Origin of the sequence: Sagittula sp. MA-2, from assembly GCF_030126985.1 — a bacterium.
Classification (GTDB): domain Bacteria; phylum Pseudomonadota; class Alphaproteobacteria; order Rhodobacterales; family Rhodobacteraceae; genus Sagittula.
In genome coordinates this window covers 1,014,602-1,028,768 of the sequence record NZ_CP126145.1, presented here as the reverse complement: position 1 = coordinate 1,028,768, position 14,167 = coordinate 1,014,602, and the positions used below count along the sequence as shown (strand labels likewise).

The following is a 14,167-nucleotide window of genomic DNA, read 5'->3' as shown; positions in this document are numbered from 1 at the left end:
TCAGGCGAGCGCGGTCAGCTCGATCTCGATCCGGTACTTCGGGTCGATCAGGTTGCACTCGACCATAGTCGCCGCGGGCGGGTTGTCCCCGAACACCTCGGAGAGGATCGGCCAGCAGGGTTCGAACTCTGCCGCATCGGGCAGGTAGTAATTGACGCGCACCGCCTTGTCGAAGCCCGATCCGGCCTCTGCCAGCGCCTTGCCGATCACGTCCAGCGCCGCGCGGCATTGTTCGGTGACGGTGTCGCCCTGCCCCACGGTGCCGGCGACATGCACGAAGCCCCCGGCCACCACGGCCCGGCAATACCCGATCTTGGCCTCGAACGGGCCGCCGGAATGAATACGTCTGATGGTCACTTTGTTCTCCAGGAAAAGTGGTGGTCCCACGAAAGAGGGCGGGGAAACCCCCGCCCTTTGAAACATGTCCTGCCTGCCGAAACCTCAGCCCGCAGACGCGCCTTCCTTCTTCTGGTCGGCATAGATCATCAGCGGCTTGGCGTCAGAGTTGACGGCCTCCTCGTTCACGACGACCTCCGTCACCTCTTCCATGCCCGGCAGTTCGAACATGGTGTCGAGAAGGATGCCTTCGAGGATGGAGCGCAGACCCCGTGCGCCGGTCTTGCGCTGGATCGCCTTCTTGGCGATGGCGGACAGCGCATCGTCGGTGAAGGTCAGGTCGGTGTCTTCCATCTCGAACAGGCGCTGGTACTGCTTGACCAGTGCGTTCTTCGGCTGGGTCAGGATGGTGACAAGCGCGTCCTCGTCCAGGTCTTCCAGCGTCGCCACGACGGGCAGACGGCCGACGAATTCCGGGATCAGGCCGAACTTCAACAGATCCTCGGGCTCCAGCGACTTGAAGGTTTCGCCGATGCCCTGCTCGCTGTCGTCACGCACGTCGGCGCCGAAGCCCATGGCCGAGCCCTTGCCGCGCTGCTTGATGATCCGATCCAGACCGGCAAAGGCGCCGCCGCAGATGAACAGGATGTTGGTGGTGTCCACCTGCAGGAATTCCTGCTGCGGATGCTTGCGCCCGCCCTGCGGCGGAACGGAGGCCACTGTGCCTTCCATCAGCTTCAGAAGCGCCTGCTGCACGCCCTCGCCCGACACGTCGCGGGTTATGGACGGATTCTCCGACTTGCGGGTGATCTTGTCGACCTCGTCGATGTAGACGATGCCGCGCTGCGCCCGCTCGACGTTGTATTCCGAGGACTGAAGCAGCTTGAGGATGATGTTCTCCACGTCCTCGCCCACATAACCGGCTTCGGTCAGCGTGGTGGCGTCGGCCATGGTGAAGGGTACGTCGAGGATGCGCGCCAGCGTCTGTGCCAGCAGCGTCTTGCCGCAGCCCGTGGGGCCGATCAGCAGGATGTTCGACTTCGCCAGTTCGATGTCGGAGGACTTCTGCGAATGGTTGAGTCGCTTGTAGTGGTTGTGCACCGCAACCGAGAGGACGCGCTTCGCCTTCATCTGGCCGATCACGTAGTCGTCCAGCACTTCGCAGATCTCACGGGGGGTGGGCACGCCGTCGGCCGACTTGAGGCCGGCGCCCTTCGTCTCTTCCCGGATGATATCCATGCACAGTTCGACACATTCATCGCAGATGAAGACGGTGGGACCTGCGATCAGTTTGCGCACCTCGTGCTGGCTCTTCCCGCAGAAGCTGCAGTAGAGCGTGTTCTTGCTGTCACCACCTGTATTCGTCGCCATGCTCTGAACCTTTCCCGGGTTTCCCGGTCTTCATCGTCCGCGGAGGGTCGCCGTATGCGGCCCGGACAAGCGTCTTGCGTCAATGTCCGGACAGCTTAGGCCACCCCTCCCGGCGCGACAATCCGAAATTTCGCCCCATGCCTAACGGCAACGGGACCATGCAGATCAACTGTCTGATTCTTCACCTTCGGGGACGCGGGACGTGACGATCTCGTCTATGAGGCCCCATTCCTTGGCCTTTTCCGCGTCCATGAAGTTGTCACGCTCAAGCGCGGCCTCCACCGCCTCGTAGGTCTGGCCGGTGTGCCTCACGTAGATTTCATTGAGGCGGCGCTTCAGTTTGATCGTTTCCTCGGCGTGGATCATGATGTCAGTCGCCTGGCCCTGGTAGCCGCCGGAAGGCTGGTGCACCATGATGCGCGAGTTCGGCAGCGAGAAACGCATGCCCGCGGCACCGGCGGTCAGCAGGAGCGACCCCATGGACGCGGCCTGGCCGACCACGAGGGTGGAGACCTTCGGCTTGATGTACTGCATCGTGTCGTAGATCGACAGGCCGGAGGTCACGACACCGCCCGGCGAGTTGATGTACATCGAAATCTCTTTCGACGGGTTCTCTGCCTCGAGGTGGAGGAGCTGCGCCACCACCAGCGACGACATGCCGTCGTGCACCGGGCCGTTCAGGAACACGATGCGTTCCTTCAGCAGGCGCGAGAAGATGTCATATGCGCGTTCGCCGCGGCTGGTCTGTTCGACAACCATGGGAACGAGGTTCATGTAGGTTTCAACTGGGTCTCTCATCTCGGGCCTGCCTGCTGCTGCGTCATTTGAGTGTCGTATCGTCGAGGTGTTACCTGAGTCTTAGTATCGGGGTAGAGGGGCTGCAAGTGGCGGCGGGTATGTATGGCATCACGCTTGAAGCGCGGCCGCCGCCCCCTACCCTTCCGCCCGTGACCGATCATCCTTTCCATCCCTCGCGTGAGGCGGCCCTTGCCGTGCTGTCGGAATTCGTGCCGCGGGCCGGCCGCACCTATGCCGAGGGCCGCAACTTCGACCATGGCCCTGGACGGCGAGACGCCGTGTCGCAGCTTTCGCCCTACCTGCGGCACCGGCTGATCACGGAGGAGGACGTGCTGCGCGCCGTGCTGGACCGGCACACGCCCGATGCGGCCTCCCGGTTTGTGACGGAGGTGTTCTGGCGCACATACTGGAAAGGCTGGCTGGAAATGCGTCCGTCCGTCTGGACTGCCTATCGCGCCGGTCTGAGGCGGGGGTGGAACGACGTGCAGACGCAATCCGGCCTGCGCGCACGGTGGGAGGATGCCTGCGCGGGCGAAACGGGGATCGACTGCTTCGACGCCTGGGCGCGGGAACTGGCGGAGACGGGCTACCTGCACAACCACGCCCGCATGTGGTTCGCGTCGATCTGGATCTTCACGCTCGGCCTGCCTTGGGAGCTCGGCGCCGATTTCTTCCTGCGCCACCTGCTGGACGGCGATCCTGCCTCCAACACCCTGTCATGGCGCTGGGTGACCGGGCTGCAGACGCGGGGCAAACATTACCTCGCCACGGCGGAGAACATCGCCGAATACACCGGCGGACGCTTCCGTCCTGCGCCCGGTGAATTGAACGAGGATGCAGGATCGCTCGACGGCCCGCCCCACCCTGATCCCATTGCGGCACCGGAGAGAGCACGGATCGACCTGCGGGACTACTCCGCGCTGATCCTGCACATCGACGACCTGTCGCCGGACTGGCTGCTGGAGGATGGCCTGACGCCGCTCGTGACCTTTGTCCTTGCCCCGCCGGAGGACGCGACACCGCTGAGGATGTCGGACCGGGTTCAGGACTTCCGCCGCGCGGCACTGGACTCGACGGTCGGGCGCCTGTCGTCCCGCCTTGGCCGCGTCGTGTCCTGTGCGGATGCCGGGGCTTTGAAGGCCGCCGTCGCCGATCTGGGCGCGGCGCGGGCAGTGACGCCCTATGCGTCCGTTGGGCCGGTGGCGGAGGCGCTGGCCGAAGTGCCGGCCGAACGCGCGCTCAGGCCTTACGATGCGCGGGCCTGGCCCCATGCGACCGCCGGTTTCTTCAAGTTCCGCAAGCACATCCCCGCGCTTCTGGCGGCCACGCGGGGGATCGAGGTCGTCTGACCGCTCGCTCGGTGCCTCACATGCCGATCCGGCGCGGATCGACACAGACATGCGCCGCGCACTCCATCTCCAGCGTCACGTGGACAAGCCCGTGGTCGCGGCGCAGCGCGTCCTTGACCTGCGCCTTGATGGCATCCGCCCGGGACCATGCGCCCCTTTCGATGACGACATGGGCCATCAGGGCCGTCTGCTTCTCGTCGATCTGCCAGAGGTGCGCGCCGTGGACCTCCGTCACGCCGACGATGCCCTCGGCGCTTTTCAGGACGTCCTCGGGCGCCATGCGGGGTGGCGTGCCCATCATCAGGATGCGGATCACGCCGCCGATCTCGCTGGCCGCGAGCCACAGGATGTAGGCGGCGATGCCCAGCGTCACCAGCGGGTCCACCCAGGTCCAGCCGAAGAGCAGGATCAGCGTACCGGCAAGGATCACCGCCACCGACCCCAGCGCGTCTGCAAGGTTGTGCAGGAAGGCGGCCCGGATGTTGACGCTGTCCTGCGCCATCTTGAAGGTCAGCCAGGCGGTCACGAGGTCCACGACCAGCGCCACACCCGCGATGACGACAACCAGCCAGCCGGTCACCGGCTCGGGATTGAAGAAGCGCAGGACGGCCTCGTAAAGCAGGTAGAGGCCGATCACGATCAGCGTCGTCAGGTTGATGAGCGCCGCGACGACCTCTGCCCGGCCGTAGCCGAAGGTCATGTCGTCGTCGGCCGGACGCCGGGCGATCCGGCGGGCCCAGACGGCGATCAGGAGGCTCGCCGCGTCAGAGAAGTTGTGAAGCGCATCGGCGATCATCGCCAGCGAACCGGAGACCAGCCCCCCGACGATCTGCGCGAAGGTCAGGAGCACGTTGACTCCGACCGCCGCCGCCATGCGACGGTCCCCGGTCAGTTGCTCCGGCGTGATGTGGTGGTGATGGCCGTGACCGTGATCATGGTCGTGGTGATGGCCGTGACCGTGGTCATGGTGCGCGTGATCGTGTGGCATGGCCGCAGATGGCGCCCGCGTGGCGCCGAGGTCAAGGGGAGGCTGACGGATTGGAGGGTGGGGCCGGGAAAACGTGAACGGTACCGTCCGGACGTGGGCGTTTCGGAGCGCGGTGCCGGGTCCGAGATCTCAGACACACTGGGAGTTTACGGCAGGCGTGCGGGCGTCCTAGTGTCCCTTTCCGCGGCTTGTCTGGCAGGATTGCCCTGGGACACTGGCAAGATTGGGGCGCACACGTTGGCGCCGAAATCCTGCTTTTCGTCTCAGTGGGCCACCGCGATCTGCGCGGGCAAGACGTTGGAATATTGAGATTATTGGCTGTGCGGCGTTGGTATTTGTCGATTGGCGCCGTTGCGGTCAGACTGTGCCGCAAGAAAAAAACGGCTGGCCCCGCATGGGGCCAGCCACCAGAAGGCTATCATCTACAGCCAATTCGTTGGTCTCGGCAGCTTACGGATGCGCCTTGAGGTACTCGATCACCGCGTCGATTTCCTCGGCCTTGCGCAGACCGGCAAAGGCCATCTTGGTGCCTTTGACGTAGTCGCGCGGTTTGGCGAGGAAGGCGTGCAGCGCCTCGCTGTCCCAGACCCCGTCCATGCCGTCCATGGCCCCGGAATAGCTGAAGCCGTCGACAGAAGCGATGTCGCGGTCGACCACGCCGTTCAGGACAGGGCCCGTCTTGTTCTGGGCACCCTCGCCGACCTGGTGGCAGGCCTGGCACTTCTTGAAGACCCGCTCGCCCGCGGCGACCAGTTCGGGATCGAGCGCCGCTTCTTCTGCAGGCGCGTCGCCTTCGGCCGTGGCCTCCTCGACAGCCGCTTCTTCGGCGGGCGTCTCGGTCTCTTCAGGAACGGACGCGGTGTCGGCCTCCGGCTGGGCGGTGGCGGCGGCGTTGGAGTTGTTCATCTCCTCCGACGCCTCGTCGCCGCCCTGGTCGGGCGTCACGTCGAGAACCGTGGCGCGCATGGTGATCTCGACCGGGCTGTCCTTGCAGTTTTCCATGCAGGGCTCGGTCCGCCACTGACTGTACTCGGTCTCTGCCCGGTCATCGACGATGAAGCCGTCGGCGTTGGGCATCTCGACCTCGCCCCATGTCTCGCGCGACAGCTCGAACTCGTCGTCGATGATGTCGTTGGAGTAGAGGATATAGGCCACGATGGCATAGACCTCGTCATCGGACAGCGACTGCGCGTTGCCGAAGGGCATGGAGCGGTGGACGTAGTCCCAGACGGTCGAAAGGTACGGCCAGTAGGAGCCCACGGTCTTCAGCGGGTCGTCGTCCGCCAGCGTGCCGTCGCCACCCGCCAGCTTGGGCCAGTTGCCGACACCTTCCGCGAAGGAGCCGTGGCAGACCGCGCAGTTGTCCTCGAACAGAGGCTCGCCGTCGGAGGCATTGCCCGAACCGTCCGGCAGGTCGGAGCCGTCGGGGTGCACGTCGACGTTCCACGCGGCGACCTCTTCGGGCAGGGCTTCGCGGCCCAGACCGAAACGGGTGCCGGTGCTCGCCTCGTCCGCCTGTGCGCTGGCAACGAACAGACCGTCTGCCGGGGCGGCCTCTGCCTGCTGCGCCGGGGCTTCCGGCTCGGGGATCGGGGCGGGCAGCGCCGCCAGCATCGGCGGATTCCTCGGCTGCGGTGCGACGTTGCGGTCGGCGAAGTTGTAGGCCGCGGTCAGCATCACCACGAGACCGACAGCAGTGCCGCCATAGAGTTTAAGAGACTTCGACATTTTCCGCCTCCCCGTTGGCTTTCACGTGCCAGGTCTGGATACAGTTGTTGTGGTAGATCGAGTTCAGGCCGCGCACCTCGCGCAGTTGCGCCTTGGTCGGCTGCACGTAGCCCGTCTCGTCGATGGCGCGGGACTGGAGCAGCCACTCCTCCCCGTTCCAGGTGGTGTCGAGGTAGAAGCGCACCAGCGCCTTGTCGTCGCCGGGGTTGGCCAGACGCGCGGTTTCCCACGTCATGCCGCCGTCCTTAGAAACATCGACACGGGCGATCTTGCCATGCCCGGACCACGCCATGCCGGTGATGACCACCGGGCCATGGCCGTGCTTGATCGGCGCCTGCGGGCTGGGCGAGGTCACCACGGACTTCGCGTCCATGACCCAGGTCCACTTGCGCGAGGTGCCATCCGCCAGCGTGTCGGTGTACTTCGACGTTTCCTCACGGCTTTCGACGGGGGCGTCCATGACCTCGATCCGGCGGAGCCATTTGACCCACATGTTGCCTTCCCAGCCGGGAACGACGAGGCGGGCCGGGTAGCCGTGTTCCTTGCGGAGCGCCTCACCGTTCGCCTTAAAGGCCACCAGCACGTCGTCCATCGCCTTTTCCATCGGGATAGAGCGGCCATTGGAGGAAGCGTCGGCACCTTCGACGTAGACCCACTTGTCCTTGAAGTCGCCTGCCGCGTCGAGGCCGGCCTCGGCCAGCAGCGTGCGCAGCGGGACGCCGGAATATTCCATGTTGTGGATCATGCCGTGGGTGAACTGCGCGCCGTTCAGCTGCGCCCCTGCCCATTCCATGCCGGTGTTCGCGGCGCATTCGCAAAAGTAGACGTGGTTCTCGCGCGGGAAGCGTTCGAGATCGTCGTAGGTGAAGACCAGCGGCTTGTCGACAAGGCCATTGATCATCAGGCGGTAGTCGTCCTTCGCCAGCTCGATCGCGCCGGAGTGGTGCCGTTCGAATGCGCAGCCCGCAGGGGTGATCGTGCCGTCGAGCGCATGGATCGGCGTGAAGTTGATCGAGGAGATCGTGTCAGCGGTCAGCCATTCCACGTTGCGGCGGATGACATCATCCTCGAACCGGATCGGCAGACCGTAGGGCGTGGCATCGACACCGTCGCCAAGGCCGGTCGCCCAGTCCTGCACCTCTGTGATCAGCGGATCGGGGTCCGCCGCCTTTGCAGCCGTTGCGACCACGGCCCCTGCCCCCAGCGCCGCGGCGCTGGTCAGGAACTGCCGGCGCGACGGCGCGGTCTTTTCCTTGCTCATGGCATACTCCTTACGGATCATGTCATTCATCTATGTGAATGAATTGGGAGGAAAATCGGCGGGCACGCAGGCCCGCCGAAGGGGATGTCAGGCGCCGATGACCTCGACGCTGTTGTTGGGATCGAGCTTGATGGTGCCCTGCTTCCGGATGTGGCTTTCGACCACGTCCCAGATCTGCGGCCCCTCCGTGCCCTCGTTGACCGAGGCCCAGCCGGCGACGATGTAGGTTTTGGCCGGGTCGATGGCTTCGCCGGTCTTCAGGAGCATCATCTCGGAGATGCGCTCGCCCTGCGGTTTGGCGATGTCGATGCGGTAGGCCAGGCCACCGATCCGCACCATGTCGCCGCCCTGCTGGTAATACGGGTCGGGGTTGAAGATGTTGTCGGCCACGTCCTCGAGGATCACCTTGATGAACTCGCCGGTCATCTCTGAGCGGTACGCCTCGCCGTAGGACATCGAGGTGACGTTCCAGATGTCCTCGCGCGTGATGTTGTCGCCCGGGATCAGCGACGGCCCCCAGCGGACGCCTGGCGACATGGCGATGTCGGCCTCGCGTTCGGAAATCAGTGCGTTGCAGATCAGGTCGTCCCAGGTGCCGTTGAAGTTGCCGCGGCGATAGAGAAGTTCGTCGGTGGTGCCGATGACCTCTTCCAGCTCTGCCTTGAAGGGCGCGCGTTGCTCGTCGATCAGGGCCGCCATCTCGGCATCGGGTTCGATCACGTCCGAGAAGATCGGGATCAACTTGTGACGGAAGCCCATCATCCGCCCGTCGCGCACGTCGAGGTCGACGCGGGAGACGAACTTGCCGTTGGAGCCGGAGGCGACGATGATCGTCTCGCCCACCAGCACGGGTTCCGGCAGCGCGTCATGTGTGTGGCCCGACAGGATCACGTCGATGCCGGTGACGATGGAGGCCATCTTCTTGTCCACGTCGAAGCCGTTGTGCGACAGGCAGACCACCAGCTCGGCGCCCTGCGCGCGCACCTCGTCCACCATGGCCTGCATGTTCTCGTCGCGGATGCCGAAGGAGAACTCCGGGAACATCCAGCGCGGGTTGGCGATGGGCATGTAAGGGAAGGCCTGGCCGATGACAGCGATCTTCACGCCGCCCCGCTCGAAGAACTTGTAAGGCGGGAAAAGATCCGGCAGCGGTTCGTCCCATTCGGCGTCGAAGATGTTCTGGCCGAGCGCCGCGAAGGGCAGGCTTTCCACCAGTTCCTGAACGCGCTCGGAGCCCAGCGTGAATTCCCAGTGGAAGGTCATGGCGTCGGGCTTCAGCCCGTTCATGACGTTGACCATGTCCTGCCCCTCGGTTTGGTAGCAGGTGTAGGAGCCGTGCCAGGTGTCGCCGCCGTCCAGCAGCAGCGCATCGGGACGCGCCGCGCGGATCGAGTTTACCACCGTGGCGACGCGGTCGAGACCGCCGACCTTGCCATAAGCCTGCGCAAGCGCAGAGAAGTCACCGGACGACAGCGCGTAATGGGAGGGAGAGCCGTCTTCGATGCCATAGAGCTTGCGGAAATCGGCGCCGGTGACGTGGGGCACCTCCCCCCGGTTCGGACCGACGCCGATGTTGATGGAGGGTTCACGGAAGTAGATCGGCTTCAACTGCGCATGGATGTCGGTGACGTGGATCAGGCTGACGTTGCCGAAGGTGTCGAATTGCAGAAGCTGATCCTGAGTAAGGCTCTGCTGCGCGGCCAGCCGGGACCAGTTGCCGAAGCCGGAGGCGCCGACCAGAGCCGAAGCCGCCATGGACACTTGCAGGAAATCGCGTCTTGAGATCATGGGGGAGGGTCTTTCTCTCATGACACACATGCGCATGTGTGAATGGGTTGATCAAGGGAAACCCCGCGCGTCGACCGACGCACGGGGTCAGGGTCATCAGTTGCGGACGGCCGGCCCTTCGACGGAAAGACCGTTGCCGCGCGATTTGACGTAAAGCTCCAGCGCGATGAATTCCGGCGAACCTTCGCTGTAGGTTTCGGCGCGGGTGTCGCGGATGCAGCCCTTGAACCGGTTGTGAATGCCGTTCAGCTTGGCGTTCTTCAGACGGTACGTCGGGAAACCGTTGACCTGGCCCTGGCTCAGGTGATCGGCGCGGATGTAGTTGCCGTAGTTCTCTTCGTGGCAGGACGCGCAGGACAGGTCCAGGATGCCGGTCCGGGTATAGTAGAGCTCCTTGCCCTTCTCCCAGTACTCGGCGGCCGGGCCGTCGATGGCGACCTGCACGGGTGTGCCACGACCGACGGAGGTGATCAGCGCCTCCATGGAGACGGCATCGCCCGAGTCGTACTTCCACGCCTCGGCGCCCATGCGGTTCACCCGGCAGTCGTTCACCTGCATCTGGATGGTGCGCAGTTCGCCGGCTTCCTCGTTGAACTTCGGATAGGTCGGTCCGACCATCGCCATGCTTTCCGCCGGATCGCCGTGGCAGTCCGCGCAGGACTTGCCCTCGGAGCCTTCGGCGGCGTTCCACATGTCGGTGGCCTGATCGACGAAGATCATGCCCGGGTTGTCGAAGTCGTCGGTTTCGAGTTGCTGGGTCTCGTCCGAACGGAAGTGCCAGCCCGAGATCACCTCGTCGAAGACTTCTTCGAGATGCTCCGGGGCTGGCGCCTTGGTCGTCATCTCGAGCTCACCGTTGATGGTGAGGGTATCGTCATCCGCGCCGCCCGCGAAGGCCGCCGGAGCGATCAGCAGTGCGGCCACGGCCGTCAATGCCTTGAATTTCATCACGTTCCCTCCCTGTTGACACCCCTGCCCCGTGACGTGTCACAGGGCAGGGCCGTGGATCAGCCGATGGCGATCTTCTTGGACTCTTCGTAGACGGAGCCGTCGTCATCGTACCAGGTGAACTTGAACTCGCCCGCCGCCGGAACGGTCGCGTCGAATTCGAAGTAGGGGTTGGTCGAGATCGCCGGCGCCAGAACGACGTCGATCACGTTCTGGTCTCCGAAGTCACAGGTAAAGCGCCAGATGATCGAGCGCGGGATGGGATTGCCGTCGCCGTCCTTGCGCTGGCCCGATTCCATCGGGTGCGAGATCAGCGTCTTGATGGTGATGACTTCACCCTCGGACGCGCTGCTCGGGACTTTGACGCGGGGTTTAACACCGTCTGCCATTTGTCTGTCTCCTGAAAAAAGGGGTTAGCCGCCGCAGCCGCCGATGGTGACCTTCACGGTCTTAGAGGCCGTCTGGAAGGAGCCGTCTTCCATCTTGGCGATCGCGGTCACGTCCTGCGTGCCGGCCAGGCGGATACGGGTCGACGCGACGCGGGACCCGGCCAGCGGGCCGAAACGGAAGGCGGCGACACCCGGGGTCGGGTTGCCCATGGCGAAGATCCGCACCTCGACGGCACCGGGCGCGTCGATAGAGACCGGAACGGTGTTGCCGTTCTCGGCGATCTCGGGGGCGGTCAGGTTCAGCTCGCCCTCGGCGGCGGTTGCGCCGGCAAGGAATTCTTCCGCGGAGCCGACCATCTCGGCATCGGCGGCGGCCTGAGCAAAGGCGCTGACGGGCAGCAGGGCTGCCGCGGCGGCACCGGCGCTCAGCGCCAGGGTTTCACGTCGCGTGAAGTCCATGTGATTTCTCCTATACTCGAGGTCAGCTGTCCTGAAGCGTCATCAGGAAGGCGACCACGTCCTCGATTTCCTGCGCCGAGAGGATCGGTTCGATCTCGCCCTGCGCGGCCTTACCGGTGTAACCGTCACCCGGACGGGTGAAGCCACTGGTCTTGTAGAAGGCCGGCATGACCGTGCCTTCGAACGTCATTTTCGGGTTGGCGACGATGCCGCGCAGCTCCGCTTCGGTGCGGTAGCCGCCAACGCCGTTCAGCGGCGGGCCGACTTCGCCATGGAACGGCGCATCCTCAAGCGCCGTCACCGCGTGGCAGGCGACGCAGTTGCCCTTGCCACGGTTGATCATCAGTTCCCGGCCCTTCGCCGCGTCACCCGGCGTTCCGGTCAGGGATGCCTCCACGGCACCGTATTCGTCGTAGGTCACGCTGTCGGGGGCCACGGTGTCCGCGAAAGCGGTCCCCGCCACCAGCACCGCGGCTGCCGTGATTGCTGTAAGCCTCATGTTCCCTCCCTAGGCTTTCGAGCCCGTACAAGGGCTCTACCTCGTATTGGCTGGTGTATACCGTAGGCCACCGGCCCCACACCACGCAACAACAAATTCACACTTATGAATTAATGCAGTCCTTGACAGTGGGGGCATTCCGCGCGGTGGCGGTTCAATTCCTTGATAAGTAAGGACTTTCGGCCATTCAACCTGTGAAGCGCCGATCTCCGGGGCGCCCACGCCGGGTAAATTCAATGCAGCCACGCCCGTCGAATGACCCGGATTGCTCAACCCTGAGGCCATCCGACGGCCCGTTTGTGCGGTACCGCGCACCTTCATGACGAAAGAATGTTGCCCGAAGGCGCAAACGATTCGCCCGGTCGATGCGCGGCGGCAAACCCCGACTTCAGTCGGTCATGCCGTTCGCGCGTTCCTGGATCCGGCGCGCGTGGTAGCGCTGGAAGTCCTCGCCCGTCTCGGCCTCCATCTCGTAGCGCTTCTCGGCCACCCAGGTGAACATGTCGATCGACGTGCCCTTGCCGAAGGCGCCCGGCATGACGGCCACGGCGGCGTCGATGGCGGACTGGCCCTCGGGGACCTCTTCCGGCAAAAAGACGATGTTCGGCGTGAACAGCACGCGCCACTTCCGGGCCATCTGCTTCTCGGAGAGCGCCTCGCCGTCGAGGTCGGTCACTTCGGTATCGCCATGCAGGTTCATCTGAACGACGAAGTAATTGTCGTCGATGTACTCCGACACCTCAGGGTCCGAGAACACCTCCTCGTGCATCTTCTGGCAATAGATGCAGCCGCGCTGCTCGAAGAAGATGACGAGGCGCTTGCCCTCGTCATTGGCCTCGGCCAGGTCGTCCCGCAGGTCCTTGAAGGTGTCGCGCATCCACGGCTGCTTGTGCAGCCCGTCGTCGCCCACCTCCTGCGCCAGCGCCGGCAGAGCCAGCGCAATGCCAAGCGCCGCACCGATCCATGCTTTCATTTCACGTCCTCCCAGACAGCGCGCCCGCGGGTCGAGGCCCGCAACAGGCGCATTCGACACAAGGTTCAGCTCAGCGACGTCCAGCCCGGGAATGTCTCGATCATCCACTGAGCGATCAGGTTCACCGTATCGGTCGCGATGAGAATGGCAAACAGGATCAGCATGACACCCATCACCTTCTCGACATATTGCAGCTTGCTGCGGTGGCGGGCGGTCCACTTCAGGAACGGGCCCGAGAACAGCGCAGCGAGCACGAAGGGCGCGGTCATGCCGATGCCGTAGACCAGCAGCAAGAGCCCGCCGCGCCATATGTCGCCCATTCCGGAGGCGATCATCAGGATCGAGGCCAGCGCAGGCCCGACGCAGGGCGTCCAGCCGAAGCCGAAAGCCAACCCCATCACGTAGGCCCCCATCAGCGTCGTGGGTTCCGCGGTGCTTTCGACCCGGGCCTCCCGGTACAGCAGGCCGATGCGGATCACGCCGAGGAAATGCAGGCCGAAGACGAACAGGATCGCGGCGGCGACATAGGACAGCGGCTGCCTCCAGTCGGCGAAAGCCTGACCGACCGCCGTAGCTCCCATGCCCAACAGCACGAAGATCGTCGTGACGCCCGCCGCGAAGAACACGGCGGACACGATCAGGCGCTTTTGCGCACCCGGCGGAATACCGGCGTCGGCGCGAAGTTCAGCCATGCTGATTCCCGCCATGTAGCACAGGTAGAAAGGCACCATCGGAAGGATGCAGGGCGTAAAAAAGCTCAAAAGCCCGGCAAGCGCTGCACCGGCAAAGCTGATATCAAGCACAACCCACACCTTTCCTTGAAAAATTCACATATTCAGATTACGTTGTCCGTAAAGAGTTCGTCAATCGGTGGATCATGTCCTTTCGTCACCTTTTCATGGCAGCCTGTGTCGCCGTGCCGCTTTCGGGCGGCGCGGCGTTTGCCGAAGACTACACGCTCGTCATGGTCGAGCAGCCGGGCTGCGCCTATTGCGCTGCCTGGGACGACGAGATCGCACCGGCCTATCCCAATACGGCAGAAGGACAATTTGCGCCACTGGTGCGCGCCGACCTGCGCGAAGGACCGCCCGAGGGCGTCACCTACGAACGGCGCGTGAACTTCACGCCGACCTTCATCCTCGTCGAGGACGGGACCGAGATTGCCCGGCTCGAAGGCTATGTCGGGCAGGATTTTTTCTGGCCCGTGCTTGCGCAGCTGCTTGAGTCGCACACCGAGTTTACGCAACCTACCAATTGACCAGAAAGAGTCAGGAACAGGC

At 64.3% G+C, this 14,167-nt stretch carries 15 protein-coding genes; 2 read left to right on the top strand and 13 right to left on the bottom strand.

Annotation, left to right across the window (positions count from 1 at the left end; translation table 11 throughout):
• The 3 genes from QNI11_RS05175 to QNI11_RS05165 form a co-directional block, all read right to left on the bottom strand.
• Nucleotides 1-357, bottom strand: coding sequence for a RidA family protein (locus tag QNI11_RS05175; RefSeq protein WP_283982580.1), 357 nt, complete (start codon nucleotides 355-357; stop codon nucleotides 1-3).
• Between the two features lie 84 nt (nucleotides 358-441).
• Nucleotides 442-1,707 carry an ATP-dependent Clp protease ATP-binding subunit ClpX gene (gene clpX, locus QNI11_RS05170; RefSeq protein ID WP_100927533.1) on the bottom strand — a complete coding sequence of 422 codons (1,266 nt, stop codon included), beginning with the start codon at nucleotides 1,705-1,707 and terminating at the stop codon, nucleotides 442-444.
• Between the two features lie 165 nt (nucleotides 1,708-1,872).
• On the bottom strand, nucleotides 1,873-2,505 hold the full coding sequence (locus tag QNI11_RS05165; protein WP_100927534.1) for an ATP-dependent Clp protease proteolytic subunit: 633 nt from the start codon (nucleotides 2,503-2,505) through the stop codon (nucleotides 1,873-1,875).
• A gap of 149 nt (nucleotides 2,506-2,654) precedes the next feature.
• Between QNI11_RS05165 and QNI11_RS05160 the strand changes: the two genes are divergently transcribed.
• Complete coding sequence (locus QNI11_RS05160; RefSeq protein WP_283982579.1) at nucleotides 2,655-3,854, top strand: FAD-binding domain-containing protein; 1,200 nt, start codon at nucleotides 2,655-2,657, stop codon at nucleotides 3,852-3,854.
• Nucleotides 3,855-3,870: 16 nt separating this feature from the next.
• Here QNI11_RS05160 and QNI11_RS05155 read toward each other — a convergent pair whose 3' ends face one another.
• From QNI11_RS05155 to QNI11_RS05110, 10 genes are all read right to left on the bottom strand, one after another.
• Complete coding sequence (locus tag QNI11_RS05155; protein ID WP_283982578.1) at nucleotides 3,871-4,842, bottom strand: cation diffusion facilitator family transporter; 972 nt, start codon at nucleotides 4,840-4,842, stop codon at nucleotides 3,871-3,873.
• A 450-nt stretch (nucleotides 4,843-5,292) separates the two neighbouring features.
• Nucleotides 5,293-6,570: a c-type cytochrome gene (locus tag QNI11_RS05150; protein ID WP_283982577.1), complete on the bottom strand. Its 1,278-nt coding sequence runs from the start codon at nucleotides 6,568-6,570 to the stop codon at nucleotides 5,293-5,295.
• Nucleotides 6,554-7,831: a sulfite dehydrogenase gene (gene soxC, locus QNI11_RS05145; protein ID WP_283982576.1), complete on the bottom strand. Its 1,278-nt coding sequence runs from the start codon at nucleotides 7,829-7,831 to the stop codon at nucleotides 6,554-6,556. Before soxC ends, QNI11_RS05150 begins: the two co-directional genes overlap by 17 nt.
• Before the next feature lie 87 nt (nucleotides 7,832-7,918).
• Nucleotides 7,919-9,619 carry a thiosulfohydrolase SoxB gene (soxB, locus tag QNI11_RS05140; RefSeq protein ID WP_283982575.1) on the bottom strand — a complete coding sequence of 567 codons (1,701 nt, stop codon included), beginning with the start codon at nucleotides 9,617-9,619 and terminating at the stop codon, nucleotides 7,919-7,921.
• A 96-nt stretch (nucleotides 9,620-9,715) separates the two neighbouring features.
• Nucleotides 9,716-10,567 carry a sulfur oxidation c-type cytochrome SoxA gene (gene soxA, locus QNI11_RS05135; protein WP_283982574.1) on the bottom strand — a complete coding sequence of 284 codons (852 nt, stop codon included), beginning with the start codon at nucleotides 10,565-10,567 and terminating at the stop codon, nucleotides 9,716-9,718.
• Nucleotides 10,568-10,626: 59 nt separating this feature from the next.
• Nucleotides 10,627-10,956, bottom strand: coding sequence for a thiosulfate oxidation carrier complex protein SoxZ (gene soxZ, locus QNI11_RS05130; protein WP_100927540.1), 330 nt, complete (start codon nucleotides 10,954-10,956; stop codon nucleotides 10,627-10,629).
• Between the two features lie 24 nt (nucleotides 10,957-10,980).
• On the bottom strand, nucleotides 10,981-11,415 hold the full coding sequence (gene soxY / locus QNI11_RS05125) for a thiosulfate oxidation carrier protein SoxY (protein ID WP_100927541.1): 435 nt from the start codon (nucleotides 11,413-11,415) through the stop codon (nucleotides 10,981-10,983).
• 22 nt (nucleotides 11,416-11,437) lie between these two features.
• On the bottom strand, nucleotides 11,438-11,914 hold the full coding sequence (soxX, locus tag QNI11_RS05120; protein ID WP_100927542.1) for a sulfur oxidation c-type cytochrome SoxX: 477 nt from the start codon (nucleotides 11,912-11,914) through the stop codon (nucleotides 11,438-11,440).
• A 388-nt stretch (nucleotides 11,915-12,302) separates the two neighbouring features.
• Complete coding sequence (locus tag QNI11_RS05115) at nucleotides 12,303-12,887, bottom strand: thioredoxin family protein (protein WP_283982573.1); 585 nt, start codon at nucleotides 12,885-12,887, stop codon at nucleotides 12,303-12,305.
• A 65-nt stretch (nucleotides 12,888-12,952) separates the two neighbouring features.
• Complete coding sequence (locus QNI11_RS05110) at nucleotides 12,953-13,690, bottom strand: cytochrome c biogenesis CcdA family protein (protein WP_283982572.1); 738 nt, start codon at nucleotides 13,688-13,690, stop codon at nucleotides 12,953-12,955.
• A 74-nt stretch (nucleotides 13,691-13,764) separates the two neighbouring features.
• Here QNI11_RS05110 and QNI11_RS05105 point away from each other — a divergent pair, with 74 nt between their 5' ends.
• Nucleotides 13,765-14,145 carry a thioredoxin fold domain-containing protein gene (locus tag QNI11_RS05105; RefSeq protein ID WP_373418426.1) on the top strand — a complete coding sequence of 127 codons (381 nt, stop codon included), beginning with the start codon at nucleotides 13,765-13,767 and terminating at the stop codon, nucleotides 14,143-14,145.
• Nucleotides 14,146-14,167: the final 22 nt, after the last annotated feature.

What these genes read in the sequence shown, in the direction of transcription:
- clpX (WP_100927533.1), bottom strand. Translation starts at nt 1,707, where the DNA reads ATGGCGACGAATACAGGTGGTGACAGCAAGAACACGCTCTACTGCAGC.
- QNI11_RS05165 (WP_100927534.1), bottom strand. Translation starts at nt 2,505, where the DNA reads ATGAGAGACCCAGTTGAAACCTACATGAACCTCGTTCCCATGGTTGTC.
- QNI11_RS05155 (WP_283982578.1), bottom strand. Translation starts at nt 4,842, where the DNA reads ATGCCACACGATCACGCGCACCATGACCACGGTCACGGCCATCACCAC.
- QNI11_RS05150 (WP_283982577.1), bottom strand. Translation starts at nt 6,570, where the DNA reads ATGTCGAAGTCTCTTAAACTCTATGGCGGCACTGCTGTCGGTCTCGTG.
- soxC (WP_283982576.1), bottom strand. Translation starts at nt 7,831, where the DNA reads ATGAGCAAGGAAAAGACCGCGCCGTCGCGCCGGCAGTTCCTGACCAGC.
- soxB (WP_283982575.1), bottom strand. Translation starts at nt 9,619, where the DNA reads ATGATCTCAAGACGCGATTTCCTGCAAGTGTCCATGGCGGCTTCGGCT.
- soxA (WP_283982574.1), bottom strand. Translation starts at nt 10,567, where the DNA reads ATGAAATTCAAGGCATTGACGGCCGTGGCCGCACTGCTGATCGCTCCG.
- soxZ (WP_100927540.1), bottom strand. Translation starts at nt 10,956, where the DNA reads ATGGCAGACGGTGTTAAACCCCGCGTCAAAGTCCCGAGCAGCGCGTCC.
- soxY (WP_100927541.1), bottom strand. Translation starts at nt 11,415, where the DNA reads ATGGACTTCACGCGACGTGAAACCCTGGCGCTGAGCGCCGGTGCCGCC.
- soxX (WP_100927542.1), bottom strand. Translation starts at nt 11,914, where the DNA reads ATGAGGCTTACAGCAATCACGGCAGCCGCGGTGCTGGTGGCGGGGACC.
- QNI11_RS05115 (WP_283982573.1), bottom strand. Translation starts at nt 12,887, where the DNA reads ATGAAAGCATGGATCGGTGCGGCGCTTGGCATTGCGCTGGCTCTGCCG.
- QNI11_RS05105 (WP_373418426.1), top strand. Translation starts at nt 13,765, where the DNA reads ATGTCCTTTCGTCACCTTTTCATGGCAGCCTGTGTCGCCGTGCCGCTT.